The 16,558-nt window shown below is 49.3% G+C and carries 15 protein-coding genes; 7 read left to right on the forward strand and 8 right to left on the reverse strand.

What is annotated here, in order from left to right; all coding sequences use genetic code 11:
- The 6 genes from AR688_RS19880 to AR688_RS07265 form a co-directional block, all read left to right on the forward strand.
- Positions 1–1,502 (forward strand): methyl-accepting chemotaxis protein (locus tag AR688_RS19880; RefSeq protein ID WP_156420246.1); only part of this gene is annotated, 1,502 nt, incomplete at its 5' end.
- Positions 1,503–1,513: 11 nt separating this feature from the next.
- Positions 1,514–2,053, forward strand: a complete 540-nt coding sequence (locus AR688_RS07245) for a chemotaxis protein CheW (RefSeq protein WP_068231358.1) — start codon at positions 1,514–1,516, stop codon at positions 2,051–2,053.
- 36 nt (positions 2,054–2,089) lie between these two features.
- Positions 2,090–2,902 (forward strand): CheR family methyltransferase, encoded by an 813-nt coding sequence (locus tag AR688_RS07250; protein WP_082694705.1) that lies wholly within the window; start codon positions 2,090–2,092, stop codon positions 2,900–2,902.
- A 5-nt stretch (positions 2,903–2,907) separates the two neighbouring features.
- Positions 2,908–3,438 carry a chemotaxis protein CheD gene (locus tag AR688_RS07255; protein WP_068231361.1) on the forward strand — a complete coding sequence of 177 codons (531 nt, stop codon included), beginning with the start codon at positions 2,908–2,910 and terminating at the stop codon, positions 3,436–3,438.
- A gap of 10 nt (positions 3,439–3,448) precedes the next feature.
- Complete coding sequence (locus AR688_RS07260; protein ID WP_068231364.1) at positions 3,449–4,513, forward strand: protein-glutamate methylesterase/protein-glutamine glutaminase; 1,065 nt, start codon at positions 3,449–3,451, stop codon at positions 4,511–4,513.
- Positions 4,514–4,534: 21 nt separating this feature from the next.
- Complete coding sequence (locus AR688_RS07265) at positions 4,535–6,241, forward strand: sensor domain-containing protein (protein WP_068231367.1); 1,707 nt, start codon at positions 4,535–4,537, stop codon at positions 6,239–6,241.
- 36 nt (positions 6,242–6,277) lie between these two features.
- On the opposite strand, the gene AR688_RS07270 is transcribed toward AR688_RS07265, so the two are convergent.
- The gene (locus AR688_RS07270) at positions 6,278–7,243 is read right to left on the reverse strand and encodes a glycosyltransferase family 2 protein (RefSeq protein ID WP_068231370.1); all 966 of its coding nucleotides are present in this window, start codon (positions 7,241–7,243) and stop codon (positions 6,278–6,280) included.
- 232 nt (positions 7,244–7,475) lie between these two features.
- Here AR688_RS07270 and ahr point away from each other — a divergent pair, with 232 nt between their 5' ends.
- A complete protein-coding gene (gene ahr / locus AR688_RS07275) occupies positions 7,476–8,477 on the forward strand; it encodes an NADPH-dependent aldehyde reductase Ahr (protein ID WP_068231373.1) in 1,002 nt (333 codons plus the stop codon).
- A 50-nt stretch (positions 8,478–8,527) separates the two neighbouring features.
- Here ahr and AR688_RS07280 read toward each other — a convergent pair whose 3' ends face one another.
- The 7 genes from AR688_RS07280 to AR688_RS07310 all read right to left on the reverse strand — a co-directional run bounded on the left by AR688_RS07280 (position 8,528) and on the right by AR688_RS07310 (position 16,525).
- Positions 8,528–9,040, reverse strand: coding sequence for a DUF1993 domain-containing protein (locus tag AR688_RS07280; RefSeq protein WP_068231376.1), 513 nt, complete (start codon positions 9,038–9,040; stop codon positions 8,528–8,530).
- Positions 9,041–9,207: 167 nt separating this feature from the next.
- The gene (locus AR688_RS07285; RefSeq protein WP_068231378.1) at positions 9,208–12,330 is read right to left on the reverse strand and encodes an efflux RND transporter permease subunit; all 3,123 of its coding nucleotides are present in this window, start codon (positions 12,328–12,330) and stop codon (positions 9,208–9,210) included.
- 9 nt (positions 12,331–12,339) lie between these two features.
- Complete coding sequence (locus AR688_RS07290) at positions 12,340–13,392, reverse strand: efflux RND transporter periplasmic adaptor subunit (protein WP_068231381.1); 1,053 nt, start codon at positions 13,390–13,392, stop codon at positions 12,340–12,342.
- Entirely contained in the window at positions 13,392–14,699 is a 1,308-nt protein-coding gene (locus AR688_RS07295; RefSeq protein ID WP_082694706.1) for a TolC family protein, read from the reverse strand. Before AR688_RS07295 ends, AR688_RS07290 begins: the two co-directional genes overlap by 1 nt.
- A 45-nt stretch (positions 14,700–14,744) precedes the next feature.
- Positions 14,745–15,086 carry a hypothetical protein gene (locus AR688_RS07300; RefSeq protein ID WP_068231385.1) on the reverse strand — a complete coding sequence of 114 codons (342 nt, stop codon included), beginning with the start codon at positions 15,084–15,086 and terminating at the stop codon, positions 14,745–14,747.
- 98 nt (positions 15,087–15,184) lie between these two features.
- Complete coding sequence (ylqF, locus tag AR688_RS07305) at positions 15,185–16,120, reverse strand: ribosome biogenesis GTPase YlqF (RefSeq protein WP_068231392.1); 936 nt, start codon at positions 16,118–16,120, stop codon at positions 15,185–15,187.
- A 123-nt stretch (positions 16,121–16,243) separates the two neighbouring features.
- Positions 16,244–16,525 carry a hypothetical protein gene (locus AR688_RS07310; RefSeq protein WP_068231394.1) on the reverse strand — a complete coding sequence of 94 codons (282 nt, stop codon included), beginning with the start codon at positions 16,523–16,525 and terminating at the stop codon, positions 16,244–16,246.
- Positions 16,526–16,558: the final 33 nt, after the last annotated feature.

A 16,558-nucleotide genomic window follows, 5' to 3' on the forward strand; every position in this document is an offset into this window, starting at 1 on the left:
TGAAAGATGGCCGGACAGCTGCGCAGTCAGTTATGCGGCGGGTTTCATTTTTTGAAAATGATTACAATGCACATACCGAGTTTCGTAACGTGGTTGAGGAAATTGAACGCCGGCGCGCTATTTATCAGCAGGGATATGATACTTATACAAAATTTCCGCGAACTGAACGTGGTGAGGAATTGTTCCGGCAGTTTTCAGTTAGCCAGGATGCATATCGTACAGCTACAGATAGGGTGCAAAGTATTATTGAACGGCTAAGCCGTAACAGCTCAGAAACAGAGCAAAGGGCGCTATTTATTGAGTTTTATGAGGCAATGAAAGTTGTTCTGCCTATTTATAATCAATCAGATAGCTTGATTGATCAACTTGTTAATCTAAATAGTGATTTTGCAAGTGAAGCGGTCGTGCAGGGCACTGCTAACGCTGATACAGCGAATACAACGATGATTGTTGTTACGATAATAGCTTTAGTATTTATGGTGTTGTTGGGGGTGTTTATTGCCCGTAGTACTTTGCAGCAGTTGGGGGGCGAGCCTAATTATGTTACCGCTATTGTTGAGCGGGTAGCCGGCGGTGATATGACCGGAGAAATCGTACTGGCACGCGGCGATAACAGCAGTATGTTATATGCCTTTAAACAGATGGTAGATAAGCTGGCGCAAATTATCAGTGAGGTACGCAGTGCCACTGACAATATTTCTTCAGCTTCTGAGCAGGTATCAAGCACAGCACAAAGCGTAAGCCAGGCCACCAGCGAGCAAGCGGCCAGCGTGGAAGAAACCAGTTCTGCTGTAGAGCAAATGTCGGCGTCTGTTAACCAGAACGCGGATAACGCCAAAGTCACCGACAATATGTCTGCACAGGCCTCAAAACAAGCCAACGAAGGCGGCATCGCCGTTAAAGAAACCGTACAGGCGATGAAGCAAATTGCTGCCAAAATCAGCATTATTGATGATATTGCCTACCAGACTAACCTACTGGCATTAAACGCTGCTATTGAAGCTGCCCGTGCCGGTGAGCATGGCAAAGGCTTTGCTGTTGTAGCTGCTGAGGTACGTAAACTGGCTGAGCGTAGCCAGGTGGCGGCGCAGGAAATTGGCAAGGTTGCCGGCAGCAGTGTGGATTTAGCCGAGCGTGCTGGTAGTTTACTGGACGAGATGCTGCCTGCCATTAATAAAACCTCTGATCTGGTACAGGAAATTGCAGCGGCATCAAATGAGCAGTCTACCGGCTTGTCGCAGGTGAATGTTGCCATGACACAAATGAACCAGATCACCCAGCAAAATGCTTCTGCCTCAGAAGAGCTGGCAGCTACTGCCGAAGAAATGAGCGGGCAGGCAGAGCAGTTGCAACAACTTGTCGCCTTCTTCCGCGTGAATGCTGACAGTTTAACGGCTGCAAGGCGGCCAAATAATAGCGCGCCTGCAGCAGCGAAAAAAATATCAACTCATGCAAAGTTAGGTATAGCTGGCGCCAGTGAAGCTGAGTTTGTCCGCTTCTGAGGGAGAGTGTTATGACTAATCTGGTAAAGGCAGAGCATGTATTGGTAAAACAGAAAGTCCGCGAGGAGGAAAGCCAGTACCTGACTTTCCTGCTGGACAAAGAAATGTTTGCCATAGGTATTTTAAGTATTAAGGAAATTATTGAGTATGGTCAGGTTACGTCGGTGCCGATGATGCCCAACTTTGTCCGCGGGGTTATTAACTTGCGCGGCCAGGTTGTGCCGGTAATTGACTTACAAGCCCGTTTTGGCCGCCCCAGCTCAGTGGTGGGTAAACGCAGTTGCGTGGTGATTATTGAAATTCAGTTATCGTCAGAGCAAGAGCAACATGTGATCGGCGTTGTTGTTGACTCAGTTTCTGAAGTGTTGGCAATTTCGCCGGCGCAAATTGAACGTGCCCCACAATTTGGCGCTAAATTACGGCCAGACTTTATCTCTGGTATGGGCAAAATAGACGACAAGTTTGTCATTATTCTTAATGTCGATAGGGTGCTGTCGGTAGATGAATTGTCTGCCCTGACTGAGCGGGTTGACGATGAACGGCATGACTAACAGTTTGATCGTGGCCAGAGAGTAAAAGGATTTTTTGTGAATGCTTCAGAGTTAAGCGATCGTGAGTTTGCTCAGTTTCAAACAATGCTATATGACATTGCCGGTATCAGCTTATCAGACACTAAAAAACCTCTGGTAGCCGGGCGTTTATCGAAGCGCTTACGAGAGTACCAACTGAGCAATTTTGGCCAATATCTTGCGTTGCTGGCGCAAAAGGAATACCGGCACGAAGTTCAGACAGCGATAGATTTACTGACAACAAATGAAACTTACTTTTTTCGCGAACCGAATCATTTTTCGTTTTTAAAAAAGCAGCTGGAGTTGCAAAACCGTGGCTCTGGTAGCTTTCGTATCTGGAGTGCAGCCTGTTCATCCGGGCAGGAGCCTTACAGTATTGCCATGGTAATGCAGGAATGCCTGGTTGGCCGTAGCTGGGAGGTGCTGGCATCGGATATCAGCACGCGGGTGTTAGACAAAGCCAGAACCGGCCAGTATCCGATTGCACAGGCAGACAACATTGCCCGGCCTTATTTAACCAGTTACTGCCTCAAAGGTATTGGTACTCAGGCCGGCACTTTTATGATTGATAAAACGCTACGCGACAAAATGCAGTTTTTTCACTGTAACCTGAATGCCAAACTGCCTGACGTTGGCCTGTTTGATATTATTTTTTTGCGCAATGTCATGATTTACTTCGATATAGATACCAAGCGACAGGTGGTAAACCGGCTGCAAGCGGTACTCAAACCGGGAGGGTTCTTATTTATTGGTCACAGCGAAAGTTTACAGGGCATTAACAGTGAACTGAAAATGATCGTACCGGCTGTGTTTCAGAAACCGAAAACGTGACGGCAATGACCCATAGCGCTCCGGTTAAGGTGCTGATGCCCGGTGATTATCAGTTCTCTGTGCAGCCGTTACGCATTCAGACTTTGCTGGGCTCTTGTGTGGCGATGGTGTTTTGGCATCCGAAAAAGCGTATTGGTGGCATGTGCCACTACGTGTTGCCAACCAGAAAAAGCAACGCTGATAACGATGCCCGTTATGCCGATGAATTTATGCGTATTTTGCTAAAAGAAATAGAGAAGCATGGCACCAAGCCGCGCGAGTATCAGGTACGGCTATTTGGCGCAGCCAATATGTTCAGACAACTTAAAACAACCTGTGCAGATACCGGGCCCGATCGCAATCAGAGTACAGAGTTGTGCCACAGCTGCGTTAATGTGTCGTGCCGCAATCGTATTGCCGCAATTAATGAATCGCGCAAATACGGTTTTACCGTGGTTGAGGCTGACTTAGGCGGCACGGTATACCGTTATGTCGATTTTATGGTTGGCACCGGCACTACTTTGGTACGAAAAGCGCAGCTGGCTGCGTTGTTATGAGTGTCTTACCATGAATAAAATTAATGTACTGATTGTTGATGACTCTGCGGTAGTGCGCCAGGTATTAAGTGCAAAGCTGGCTGAGAATGCCAGAATAAACGTGCTTGATGTGGCCGCAGACCCTATTTACGCGCTGGAGAAAATGCAAAAACAGTGGCCAGACGTTATCGTACTGGATGTGGAAATGCCTCGGATGGATGGCATTAGTTTTTTACGCAAAATTATGGCAGAGCGGCCTACACCGGTGGTGATTTGCTCCACACTAACCGAAAAAGGCGCGGAGACCTCTTTACAGGCATTGGCAGCCGGTGCCGTAAGCATTGTGACCAAACCTAAAATGGGTTTAAAAAAGTTTTTGGAAGACTCGGGCTCTGACATTGTTTCAGCAGTTATCGGAGCTGCGCAGGCGCGGTTAAGCCGGCTTACGGTAGCCCCTGCCATACCGTTGAAAGCAAAACAAAAACACACTGCAGATGCAGTGCTAACAGCGTCTGGCAGTGCGATGACGCAAACCACGGAGCGGCTGGTAGCAATGGGCACCTCTACCGGCGGAACGCAGGCGCTGGAAGCGGTGTTGTCGCAATTACCCAGAGTTTGCCCTGGTATTGTGATAGTGCAGCATATGCCGGAAAAATTCACCGCAGCCTTTGCCCAGCGGCTGAATAATATTTGTGAAATAGAAGTGCTTGAAGCAACGCATGGCATGCGGTTAATACCCGGGCGGGCATTAATTGCTCCGGGCGGCAAACATATGCTGCTAAAGCGCAGTGGCGCGCAATATTACGTAGATGTTATCGCCGGGCCTTTGGTTAACCGGCATATCCCGTCAGTAGACGTATTGTTTCGCTCGGTAGCTAAAACCGCAGGAAAAAATGCACTTGGCATCATTATGACAGGCATGGGAGATGATGGCGCTGCCGGTTTGCTGGAAATGCGCCAGGCCAGTGCTTATACCATTGCCCAGGATGAAGCATCCTGCGTGGTTTTTGGTATGCCAAAAGAGGCGATAAAACGTGACGCCGTTGATCAGATAATGCCGTTATCAGAGATAGCGAAAGCCATAATGAAGTGGTAGCGAAACAACACGGAGGCGGTTATGGGGCTGTCAAGAATATCGCAGTTTAAGCTGCCGTTGCTGGAAAAAGCCTTTGCGGTTTGCCCCAGTGCGATTTTGATCACCAACATAGATGACACCATTTTAGCGGTAAACCCGGCGTTTTGTCATTTAACTGGTTATCAGCAAAGTGAAGTGGTCGGAAAGTCGTTGCAGTTAATCCGCTCTGATAAGCATGAACCGGCATTTTTCAGTGCAATTAAGCAGCAGTTGACACAATCTGGCTGTTGGAGTGGCGAGGTGTGGAACCGCTCTAAAGACGCCAATGTGATCCCCATGACAGAGACAATTTATACCTTTTGTGAAAATGGTAATCAGATCTCTCATTTCATTACTACGCTGGTCGACAAATCAGAAGCACATGATGCTCAGGTCCTGATCAACTATCTGGCCAGCCGCGATAGCTTGACAGGGCTGGCAAACAGATTATCGGCACAAAGCTATTTTGAAGCTGCAGCATTTGAGCAAAAACAAGCATTAAAAAAAATTGCTGTGGTATGCCTGGGTTTGGATCGGTTTAAAGATGTGAACGATGCACTGGGACGGGGTGTTGGTGACCAACTGCTGATAAGAGTTGCCGGTTATCTTACGCACATGGTGGCTGACAATGGCATCGTTTCGCGCAGCGGTGGCGACGAGTTTTTAGTCATTTTGCGTGATGTCAGAGATATCGTGCAGTTATCGGCATTAATGCAGCAGATGGTGTCGGGTATTGATACCGTTAAAATGGCTGAACACACTAATTTATCTGTTACTACCAGTATTGGAGTTGCTGTGTTTCCTGATGATGCATTCAATTTTGATACACTGCTGAAATACGCTGATATCGCACTTCATTCCAGTAAGAGCGCAGGTGGGAATCAGTACTGTATTTTTAGCCCGGAGCTGGAAACTAAAGTACAGCAACGGTTGCAAATGGAATCTTGCTTACGTACCGCAGTGCAACAGGAAGAATTTGCCTTGGTATACCAGCCCAAAGTGTGTTTGCAAACAGGCAATATTACCGGTTTGGAAGCGCTTGTACGCTGGCACAGCCCGGTATTGGGGCTAGTGTCTCCGGCAGACTTTATCCCTTTGGCAGAGCGTAGCGGTTTAATATTACTGGTGGATGAATGGGTAGTGGCCAATGTTGGCCGGCAGATCCGGCAATGGCTGGATAACGGCCTGAATGTGCCTGCGGTGTCGGTGAATTTATCTACCCTGCAATTTCACCGCGGTGACTTACAAAGCCTGATCCTGAACGTGTTGTCAGAAAATAATATTGCCGCATCTTACCTTGATCTGGAAATCACCGAGGGCGTGCTGATGGAAACAATGCACAGCGCAGTATCTATTTTGCAGGGCTTACGCGACATTGGCGTATCGGTATCGTTAGACGACTTTGGTACCGGCTATTCCAGCCTGAGCTATTTAAAAAACCTGCCTATTAATACACTTAAAATTGATAAATCCTTTATTGATGATATTAACCAGACTAAGGGTGAAGCCGTTATCGTGCAGGCGATTATTTCGCTTGGGCAGAGTATGGGGTTAAAACTGGTGGCGGAAGGGGTGGAGTATCAGCAGCAGGTAGATTACCTGAAGAAAAACGGCTGTGATGCCATGCAGGGATATTTCTTCAGTAAACCCTTACCCGCGGCTGAACTGGAAAGGATGCTGGGTGATTATGCTCTGACACCAGAGTGCTAGTTTATAGTATGGTGTGATGGTTGCGGTTTGGCACCTTCATATTTTGCGTGCACGGTTGGTGTGGAAAAAGTACGAAGCAAATGCCAGCGTTAGTTTTTTCCGCAGCGAGAAACCCGGTGTTAGCCACAGTTGTTTAAGCAGTGTTCTGAACTGCTGCTCAAAGGCTACTGGCAGTGCTTTAACTGCCGGGTTGTTGAGCTGTAAGCTGTATAACAAATAAGCCAGATTTAACAACAAAATATTGCGCCAGCGTGCGGATATGGCCGGGTAAAAGGTGCCTTGCTGCAAGCCGGTGAAAAACTGCTGCAATTGCAGTTGCTGCTCTGGTTTAACATTAAACGATGCGCTTGAGCTGTGTTCACGGTAGCCATAAAGCGGTACACGTAAATGAAACAGTTGAAACGCTTGCTGGTACAAGGTGGGTACTGCCATAACGTCTTCGCAAAATGCGATGCCAGGTGGGAAATTAAAATCTGGCGCTATCGCTTTACGGTATATTCTTAGCCAGGGAAACCAGCGGTTTGACTGAAACACAGCGGTAGCAACACCGCTAACCTTATGCTTGCCGGCTTTGTGGCGCATGTAGTGTGGTCTGGCAGTTGGCAGGGCCGATATATCGCTAAAACGTTTATAGCCTATTTCAATCAGATCAGGCTGATGCTGTGCGATAACGTGCAGTAACTGAGCCATATAGCCGGGTAAGATCATATCATCAGCATCAAGAAAGCCAATATAGCACCCTGTACTATGGGCAATACCCAGATTTCTGGCCACGCTCACGCCGCTATTGGGCTGTTGCAGCAGTAGATAGCTGCCGGGCTTAGTGGATGTGGCAATATGCTGTTGCGCTAATTCCAGGCTGTTGTCTGTTGCACCGTCACACACTAACACTACCTGGACCGCATCTGTCAGCTGTGTTTCAACCGACGCCAATAATTGAGCAAAATAATCCGCAGCGTTGTAAAACGGTACAACAAGAGACAACAAAACCTGCGATTGCATATATACCACCTGGCAACTTACCGCGAAGCGGCTAGTTTATCAGTAGTCAAAGCGGATAAAATAGAGCTTTTACAGTTAGTTACTAATAGTCACAAGCAAGTTTTTTTAGTTTAAACTTTATACGGCATCGCATCCGGGTCGTCTTTTTTACCAAATTCACCGCAACTTGGCGGATCTGGTTAATACTGTTAGTTGTATTGCTAACGTAAACCGCAACCTTGCAGGAGAGAATATGATTAACGCTTACGCCGCACTGGAGGCCAACAGTAAACTGGTACCCTGGCAATATGAACCGGGTACGCTTGGCCGTGATTATGTAGAAATAGAGGTGGATTACTGTGGGATCTGCCATTCAGATGTGTCGATGTTGAATAATGAATGGGGCATGTCAGCTTACCCGCTGGTTGCCGGCCATGAAGTAGTGGGCCGCATCAGTGCTGTGGGTGAAGCGGTTAGCCATCTTAAAACCGGGCAAGTTGTGGGGCTGGGCTGGCATTCAGATTATTGTAAAGTGTGCAGCAGCTGCGGTAGCGGCGACCATAACCTGTGCAACCAGGCGCAAGGCACCATAGTGGGCCGCCATGGCGGTTTTGCCGACAAAGTACGTGCCAATGCCGCCAGTGTCGTGCCACTGCCCCAAGGCATGGATGCGAAAACGGCCGGCCCGCTGTTTTGTGGTGGTATTACTGTATTTAACCCACTGGTGCAGTTTGATATAAAACCCACCGATAAAGTGGCGGTAATTGGTATTGGCGGGCTTGGCCATATCGCGCTGCAGTTTTTACGTGCCTGGGGCTGTGACGTAACGGCTTTTACTTCCAGTGACAGTAAAACAGAGGAAGCCAAAACGCTGGGCGCGCATCAATGTATTAATTCACGCAACAGCACAGAGATAGAGCAGGCAGCAGGGCGCTTTGATTTAATTATCTCTACCGTGAATGTGGCGCTGGACTGGAATTTATACCTGTCGACTTTAAAGCCAAAAGGCCGGTTGCACTTTGTTGGCGCTACATTGGAGCCATTGAATATCGGCGTATTTAGCCTGATTATGGCACAGCGTTCTGTGTCTGGCTCGCCGGTAGGCAGCCCGGCAACTATTGCTAAGATGCTGGAGTTTGCCGTGCAACATGATATTAAACCGGTAGTGGAAATGTTTAAGTTTGAGCAAATAAATGAGGCGCTGGCACATTTAAAAAGCGGTAAAGCCCGTTATCGGATTGTACTGGAGCGCTAAACTTCAAAGACGAAAACGCCGGGTTAATGCCCGGCGTTTTACACTAGGCGTTAAACTTTATAAGGCATCGCACCCAGGTAGTCTTTTTTACCCACATCAACACCATTGTGACGCAAAATGGCGTAGGTGGTAGTGATATGGAAATACAGGTTGGGTATTACATGCTGGATTAAAAACTCATAACCGCTCAGGTATTTACCTTCCCAGCGTGGCTGAGTGATTTTTTGCGTGGCGGCATGGCTGAAATCGGCCTCGGTAAAGCTGGCCAGATAAGCCACCGTATCGCTGATGCGCTGCTGTAATTGCGCTAATGTGGTTTCATCATCGGCATGCTTGGGGGCACTGTCTGTTTTGCCGGTGATACGGGCTACGCCTAATTTGGCGGTATCACAGGCAATTTGTACCTGGCGGATCAGATGAAATTGATCCGGCGCTAAACGCGAATTCAGTAAAACCGCGACATCAATTTTTTTACTTTCGGCAAAGGTGGCACCTTTATCAAGGATGGCGCTTAAATTTTGCAGCATTTTGCTAGATTGCACTACGGTAATATCGTAAAACATGGGTTAACCCTCTATGTTGGTTGAAACTGTTTAGTTGGAGCTGGTTGGTTGTGTCTTAATCGTTAAGAATGCGCTGCAACCTAGTTGGGGCTGCTAGCCGGGTTTAACAATGGCGGCGCTAAAATAGTTAGCGCCGCAGCTAACGTAAAGCTGTGCTAGTCGTTGTGTTAGCAGCTGTGTTTGCGGTGTACCAGTTTATATAACAAGGGTAGCAGCAGTAGTGTAAGCACAGTGGCAGACATAATACCGCCTATTACCACCGTTGCCAGCGGGCGCTGTACCTCGGCCCCTGCGCCGGTGTTAAACGCCATAGGAATAAAGCCTAAACTGGCTACCAGTGCTGTCATCAGCACCGGCCTTAAACGCAGTACAGCACCTTGCATTATGGCGTCTTGCAACACCGCACCTTGCTCACGTAGCTGTTTAATCATCGCCAGCATGACCACGCCGTTTAATACCGCGATACCAGATAGTGCAATAAAACCTACCGCAGCCGAGATAGACAGTGGCATATCGCGCAGCATCAGTGCCCCCAGCCCGCCGGTTAAAGCCAGTGGTATGCCGCTAAATACGATAGCGGCATCTTTTGCACTGCCAAGTGCGCTGAACAGTAAGCCAAAAATAAGCAGTAATGTCAGCGGCACCAGCCAGGCCAGCCGGGCAGAGGCCGATTGCAGCTGCTCAAAGCTGCCGCCGTAGTCGAGCCAATATCCGGCCGGGAGTGTAAGCTGTGTATTCATAACCTGGCGGGTTTGTGCAATAAAACTGCCCAAATCGCGCCCGGCGATATTGGCGCTGACAACAATATTGCGCTTACCGCTTTCGCGGTTTATCTGGTTGGGTGAGTTAATTTCATTAAAATGGCTGATCTCGCCCAGCGGTACATAGGTTAGTTCAGTGCCGGTATCGGGCAAAGCAACCGGCAACCGCTTTAATTGCTGTGGATCTGAGCGGATATCGTCAGCTAAACGTAGCACCAGTGCAAAAGCTTTATCGCCTTCATAAATATGCCCCAGCTGCAAACCGCCAATAGCGGTTTGGATGGTCTGTTGCACCGTAGCAACGTCTATTCCCAGTAGTGCCAGATGATTTCGCTCGGGTTCAATCGACAGCATAGGTAAACCAGATGCTTGTTCCATACGCACATCTTTCGCACCAGCAATATTACTTAGCAGCACCGTTGCCGCTTCTGCAGCTTTAGTCAGCTCGGTTAAATCATCGCCGTAAATACGCACCGCCACATCGGCTCTTACACCGGCGATAAGCTCGTTAAAGCGCATTTGTATCGGTTGGGTAAACTCATAATTATTACCCGGGATCGCTTGTGCTATCTGCCGCAGCTGTTCTGTTAAGGCGGCTTTGCTCAGGTTAGGATCCGGCCAGGCTGATTGTGGTTTTAATATGACAAAGGTATCGGCGACATTCGGTGGCATAGGGTCAGTGGCGATTTCTGCGGTGCCAATTTTAGAAAATACATGCTTAACTTGTGGCATAGCAGCAATTTCACGCTCCAGCAGCAACTGCATTTGCAGTGACTGCGACAAACTGGTGCCTGGGATCCGCAGCGCATGCAGTGCGATATCGCCCTCATCCAGCTGTGGCATAAACTCACTGCCAAGCTTGCTGCCCTGCCAGAACACCAGCACAACCAGCAGCAGTGCCGAAGCAATAACCGGCAACGGATGGTGCAAAGTGCTGCTTAGTAAGCGCGAGTAACCGCGTTTTAATATCCGCATTAAGCCTGAGTCCTGTTCAGTTACTTTACCGCGGATAAAAATGGCAATGGCTGCCGGTACAAAGCTAATGGCCAGCAGCACAGCACCTGCCAGTGCGGCAATAACCGTAAAGGCCATAGGGTGAAACATTTTGCCTTCAACACCGCTTAAGGCAAATACAGGCAAAAATACCAGCATAATAATCAGTACACCAAATACTGCCGGGGTAAACACTTCCCGCGTGGCCAGATACACCTCGGCTAAACGCTCTTGTAGTGTTAACAAACGGCCATGCCGGTGCTGCGCCAGGCCTAAACGACGCAGGCAGTTTTCGCTGACGATAACGGCACCGTCGACAATTAAGCCAAAGTCTATTGCGCCTAAGCTCATCAGATTACCGCTGACTTTATTCAGTGCCATACCACTGATGGCGAACAGCAGGCTAAGCGGAATAACCAGTGCGGTAATAAGCGCCGCGCGGATATTACCCAAAAAGATAAACAGCACGACCATAACCAGCACGGCGCCTTCAAACAGGTTTTTTTGCACGGTGGCAATGGTTTTATCTACCAAAGTGGTGCGGTTATATACCGGATAAGCCTGCACGCCCTCTGGCAGGCGCAGGTTAATGTCATCCAGCTTAGCCGCTACTGCTCTGGATACTGTTCTGCTGTTTTCACCCATTAACATAAACACCGTACCCAGTACGGTTTCTTCGCCGTTCAGGCTGGCTGCGCCGGTGCGCAGTTCTTTGCCATAGATAACGTCTGCTACATCCCGCAGTCGCACCGGGGCATCGTCCCGCTTGGCAATAACCAGCTCGCCGATATCATTCAGGCTTGTAAACTGGCCGGGGGAGCGAACCAGCCATTGCTCACCGCGCTGCTCAATATAACCGGCGCCAATATTGCTGTTATTACGCTTCAGGGCTGTAGCGATATCATCCAGGGTTAGTTTAAAAGCCAGTAACCGCGCAGGATCGGGGGCTACCTGATACTGGCGCTGGTAGCCGCCAATGGCATTAACCTCGGTTACGCCTGTTACTTTGACCAGCTGCGGTTTTATCTGCCAGTCTTGTATCGTGCGTAAGTCTTCCGCGTTGTACGGTTTGCCCTCTGCGGTACGTGCATCTGCACTGGCGCTAACCGAGTACATAAATATTTCACCCAGCCCGCTGGTTATCGGGCCAAGGCTGGCCTGGCTGTCGGCGGGCAGGTTATCGCGCACACTTTGCAGCCGCTCCGACACTTGCTGGCGGGCCCAGTAAATGTCGGTGCCTTCATCAAATACCACGGTAACCTGCGACATGCCATAACGTGATAACGAGCGGCTATACTGCAGTTTTGGCAGGCCAGCCATGGCGTTTTCAATAATGATGGTAAGGCGTTGCTCTGCCTCCAGAGGTGAATAACCCGGTGCTGAGGTATTAATTTGCACCTGCACATTGGTGATATCTGGTACGGCATCCATCGGCAGTTTTTGTGCCTGCCATAAACCTGCCAGTGCCAGCAGCAGGGTAAGCAGCAATACCAGATAACGCCGCTGCAACGCCTGTTTTAGGATCAAATCAATCATGGCGTGCTCCTAATGCTGATGGCTTGCGCCGGATTTTAGTAAATCGGCTTTAAGAATAAAGCTGTTAGCACTGGCATATTCGCTGCCAGCCTCCAGCCCGCTGAGCACCTCGATATAGTCATCATCCTCACGGCCCAGTGTCAGCTTTTGTACTTCAAAGCTGTCGCCGTAGCGCACAAATACTGCAGGCTGATTATCAATGCGCTGCAGGGCGCTTTTCTTAACTGCAACCGCTACCTTAAGTTCTGCCGTATGGATATCAGCTTTAATATGCATACCCGGGCGCCAGTAACCGTCGTCGTTATTAATAAGAGCGCGGGCGCGGGCAATGTGGCCTTCGGTCATTTGTGCGGAGATATAACTGATAGTGCCGTTGGCTGCTTTGGCCTGATGCAGGCTGAAAACACTAACCGGCATATCCGGTTTTAACAGCGCAATATCAGATGGGAAGGCTGACAGCTCTGCATAAACCTTGCTGTAGTTGGCAATATCCAGCAGGGGTTCGTCGCGGATCAGTTCGCCGTCGTTTAAATAGCGCCGGGTAACCATTCCGGCCAGCGGTGCACGCAGCTGATAGGTTTTTAAACTGCTAAGGTTAGTCAGGTTGGCCAGTAACTGGCCTTTGCTGACATTATCACCTTGCTTTACCAGCACCTTATCCACCACAGCGGCGTAGGGGGCTTTAACTGTGGCTTGCTGCTCCGGCACTTCAGTGATAACACCATACAGGTGAATTTTTTGTACCAGCGTTATGGCGGCTGCAGTTTCTGTGCTGATCTGGTTTAGCGTTAGCATGCGCTCGCTGATTTTTAGCGGTGGCTCATCGCTATGTTCATGCTCATCGCTATGTTCATCGTTGTGTTCATCACTGTCTTCATGGTCGTGGTTATCCTCATGTTTATCGTGCCGGGAGTCATTCTGTGTCTGGGCAGAGCCATGACTGCCATGTAGCGCTGCAGCGGCATTGACATGCAAACTCAGTAAATTAGTAGCCAACACAACCAGCCAGATAACAACAGACAAGCGCGGTGTTTTTAATGGTTTTACGGTAAGTTGTTGCATTATTCATTCTCCATTGCCGGTAATGGCACAGGGCCGGATAACGCCAGCGGTTGTCCCGTCAGGCGTTCCAGCTCCAGTAAGATCAGATGAAAGCGACTCTGGCTTTCAAGCAGTTCCAGGTTGGCTTGCGCCAGTTCTTCATCAGCGGCCAGCACACTGAGTAAATCAATCTGGCCTTGCTGATAGCCTGCGGTGCTGGTGGCCAGCAAATGCGCGGCCTGTGGCAGCAGTTGGTTGGTAATAGCCGCCGTAATCGAGCGCAAGGTGTTGAGCTGCAGCAGGTAATGCTTTAGCAGCAAGTTCAGCTCGGTATGGTTAAGCTGCTGTTGTGTTGCTGCCAGTTCTTGCTCAGCCTGTGCCATCTGCCGGCTTGCTTTGCTGGTGGCAGCGCTGTATAGCGGCAGGCTGAAACCCAGCACCAGCGAGGTATCATTCTGGGCTTCATTACGCTTTACCCCGGCAGATAAGGTGATATCGGCTTTGCTGTCAGCTTCGGCTTGTTGCAAGCGGCTTTGGGCTAAGCGTTGCCGGGTAAGGTAGCGGTTGGTCAGTGGGCTGCGTTGCAGACGGGTTTGTAGCTCGGCTAACCCCGGTAGCAGGGGCAGGGTAGAGAGGTTACCTGTTACGGCGCTAAAATCAGGCTCGGCATTCCAGCGCGCCGCCAGCTTATAACGTTGCAGCTCAAGTTGTTGATCTAAGGTTGTCAGTGCAATCTGGCTACGCAGCAGCTTCAGTTTAATACGGCTGATATCTGCTTCATGCAGGTTGCTGGCTTTGCTGCGCTCCAGTGCAGTGTTAAGTAAAGCCGTTTCGCGGCCAATTTTTTGCTCGGTCAGTAGCCTCTGCTGCTGCAAGTGCAGTAGCTGAATATATTGCCCGGTGGTATCGGCGAGCACATCCAGGCGGGCTAATTCGTAGTCATCTTGCTGCAACTGAGATTGCCAGCCGGCAACATCAAGCCTGCGCTGGCGTTTACTGCCCAGTTCAATCTGCTGGCTTAAACTTAAAGTCAGTTCAGCACCGGCCAGGCCACGGTTGTCGCCACTGCCAAAAATATTTTCAACCGCAATATCCAGTTGTGGTACAGGGCGGTTGCCTGCCTGCAACAGGTTAGCTTCGGCAATTCGTTGTTGATAAGGATAGGCCTGCAGCACTGAGCTGCGCTGCAATGTGTGTTGTAATGCCTGTTGCAATGACAACGGTTCTGCGTTTGCGTTTAGCCCGGCGTTTGCACTTGGTTCGGCGCTTGCGCTCAGGCAATAGCCTGTAACTGCCAGCAAGATGGGCAGCGTAAATCTCATACACATAGGTATGCTCCTGTTAGTTCAGATTAAAGTGAAAAACGAACAGGATTAAACGTTAGGAGGCGGTACCGGAGGGCTGTAACTGATGGTTTGGCAACTGCGGTTAGTGCCGGTGATGGCGGCGCTGCTGAAATTAAGCAGCTCAACGCCATGTAAAAAGGCAATATGACAACTTACATGCGCATGCGGGCTGTGCTGATCTGTATCATCGCTGTGGCTGTTGTCGCTGAGGTTTGTATTGCTGAGTTTGCTGTCGTTATGAGTGTCGGTCAGGCTGGTATAGGAGTGAGTATGATCCGGTAAATGCACAACCATAGCATCGCACGCCACGACAGCGTGGTTAAGCATAATTGCCAGCAGAATAATCAAACCTATGGTTTTGCGCAGCATAACGCCCTCAATAACAAGGTGTTCATAGTAGCGTGTTGCTGCGCTCTCAACAAGCGCCGCGTGGCCTTAGCTTTCACGCTACTTGCCGGCGCTATGGTCTAGCGATATTTTCGCTGGGCTTTACGCTTGCGCTCAGCTTCACGTTCGGCTTTTTCTTTAGCTTTAGCGCCTTCTTCAGCTTTAGCGTCAATTTGCTCCTGGCTTACCATTTCCGGGGTTTCCAGGGTTATCTGCCCCAGATTGCCAGCACGTAGTTCAGTAATTAATATGCTGCCGGCTTTTTCCAGATCCACAATACCGCCTTTGCGCATTGCGCCGCGTTTAACACCAATGGCATCCATCAGGGCTAAATCGTTTTCTGGCAGTTCGGTTAAGCCAAAGCGTTGCATTACTGCCTGCGGGTAGGTTTTTAACAAATAATCAGCAGCAAACATGGCAATATCGGCATAATCAAACACGGTATCTTTTATTGCGCCGGTAACCGCTAAGCGGTAACCACAGGTAGGCGGGCTGAGTTTAGGCCACAAAAAGCCCGGCGTGTCGGTTAAAATAACATTATTTTCCAGCTTAATGCGCTGCTGCATTTTAGTTACACCGGCTTCGTTACCTGTTTTGGCAATGGTACGCCCGGCAAGAGTATTAATTAAGGTCGATTTACCGACATTAGGAATACCCATTATCATCGCCCGTGCGGCACGGATATCCAGATTACGCTCTGGCAGCATGTCGTTACACAGTTGCAGCAACGCCCGGATTTGCTCCGGGTTTTGCTGGCTGATCGGAATAGCTTTTACGCCGGCCTGTTGCTCAAAATGTTCAACCCAGCGCCGGGTTAGCAGCGGATCGGCTAAATCGGCTTTATTCAGCACTTTAATACAGGGAGTATTGCCACGCAGCTGCGGCACCAAAGGGTTTTCGCTGGAGAACGGAATACGGGCATCGAGCATTTCGATAATAATATCGACCTGCGGCATGACTTCAGCGATTTCTTTACGGGCTTTGTGCATATGGCCCGGGAACCAGTTAATAGACATCCGTTACAACCTTAAAATAGCAAATGGCAGACAGTGGCAGCCATATAGCAAAAGCACCCACTGTTTTAGTGGGCGCTGCTATGATAGCGCAAAATGAATAGCTCAAAAATGATAAAAGCTATGTTAGTGCAGTACGAACTGATAAAAACTCAGCACAGAAAGTGGTGCCAGCAGGGCTGAATAACAGGCAACACCGGGCAACTTAACAATGCCAAGGTTGCGAAATAACAATAATAGCTGGTACAGGCCCAGCAAAGGCGGCACCAGTGTTATCCAGACAGTACCGGCCAGAGAAGGAAACAACCAGCTTAAAGCTGGTGCGCAACTGCTGGCAACAACCAGTAATGCCACTAACAGTAAGTAGTGCTTGGCACTAAATTCCGGTAAAGGGCTCAGATTTTCCATTTTGCTCTGTAATATTTCAGGTTGGTATAGATA

It is taken from the genome of Rheinheimera sp. EpRS3, assembly GCF_001513785.1.
Lineage (GTDB): Bacteria > Pseudomonadota > Gammaproteobacteria > Enterobacterales > Alteromonadaceae > Alishewanella.

Coding starts and splice junctions, on each gene's coding strand:
- AR688_RS07245 (WP_068231358.1), top strand. CDS start 1,514: ATGACTAATCTGGTAAAGGCAGAGCATGTATTGGTAAAACAGAAAGTC.
- AR688_RS07255 (WP_068231361.1), top strand. CDS start 2,908: ATGACCCATAGCGCTCCGGTTAAGGTGCTGATGCCCGGTGATTATCAG.
- AR688_RS07260 (WP_068231364.1), top strand. CDS start 3,449: ATGAATAAAATTAATGTACTGATTGTTGATGACTCTGCGGTAGTGCGC.
- AR688_RS07265 (WP_068231367.1), top strand. CDS start 4,535: ATGGGGCTGTCAAGAATATCGCAGTTTAAGCTGCCGTTGCTGGAAAAA.
- AR688_RS07270 (WP_068231370.1), bottom strand. CDS start 7,243: ATGCAATCGCAGGTTTTGTTGTCTCTTGTTGTACCGTTTTACAACGCT.
- ahr (WP_068231373.1), top strand. CDS start 7,476: ATGATTAACGCTTACGCCGCACTGGAGGCCAACAGTAAACTGGTACCC.
- AR688_RS07280 (WP_068231376.1), bottom strand. CDS start 9,040: ATGTTTTACGATATTACCGTAGTGCAATCTAGCAAAATGCTGCAAAAT.
- AR688_RS07285 (WP_068231378.1), bottom strand. CDS start 12,330: ATGATTGATTTGATCCTAAAACAGGCGTTGCAGCGGCGTTATCTGGTA.
- AR688_RS07290 (WP_068231381.1), bottom strand. CDS start 13,392: ATGCAACAACTTACCGTAAAACCATTAAAAACACCGCGCTTGTCTGTT.
- AR688_RS07295 (WP_082694706.1), bottom strand. CDS start 14,699: ATGTGTATGAGATTTACGCTGCCCATCTTGCTGGCAGTTACAGGCTAT.
- AR688_RS07300 (WP_068231385.1), bottom strand. CDS start 15,086: ATGCTGCGCAAAACCATAGGTTTGATTATTCTGCTGGCAATTATGCTT.
- ylqF (WP_068231392.1), bottom strand. CDS start 16,120: ATGTCTATTAACTGGTTCCCGGGCCATATGCACAAAGCCCGTAAAGAA.
- AR688_RS07310 (WP_068231394.1), bottom strand. CDS start 16,525: ATGGAAAATCTGAGCCCTTTACCGGAATTTAGTGCCAAGCACTACTTA.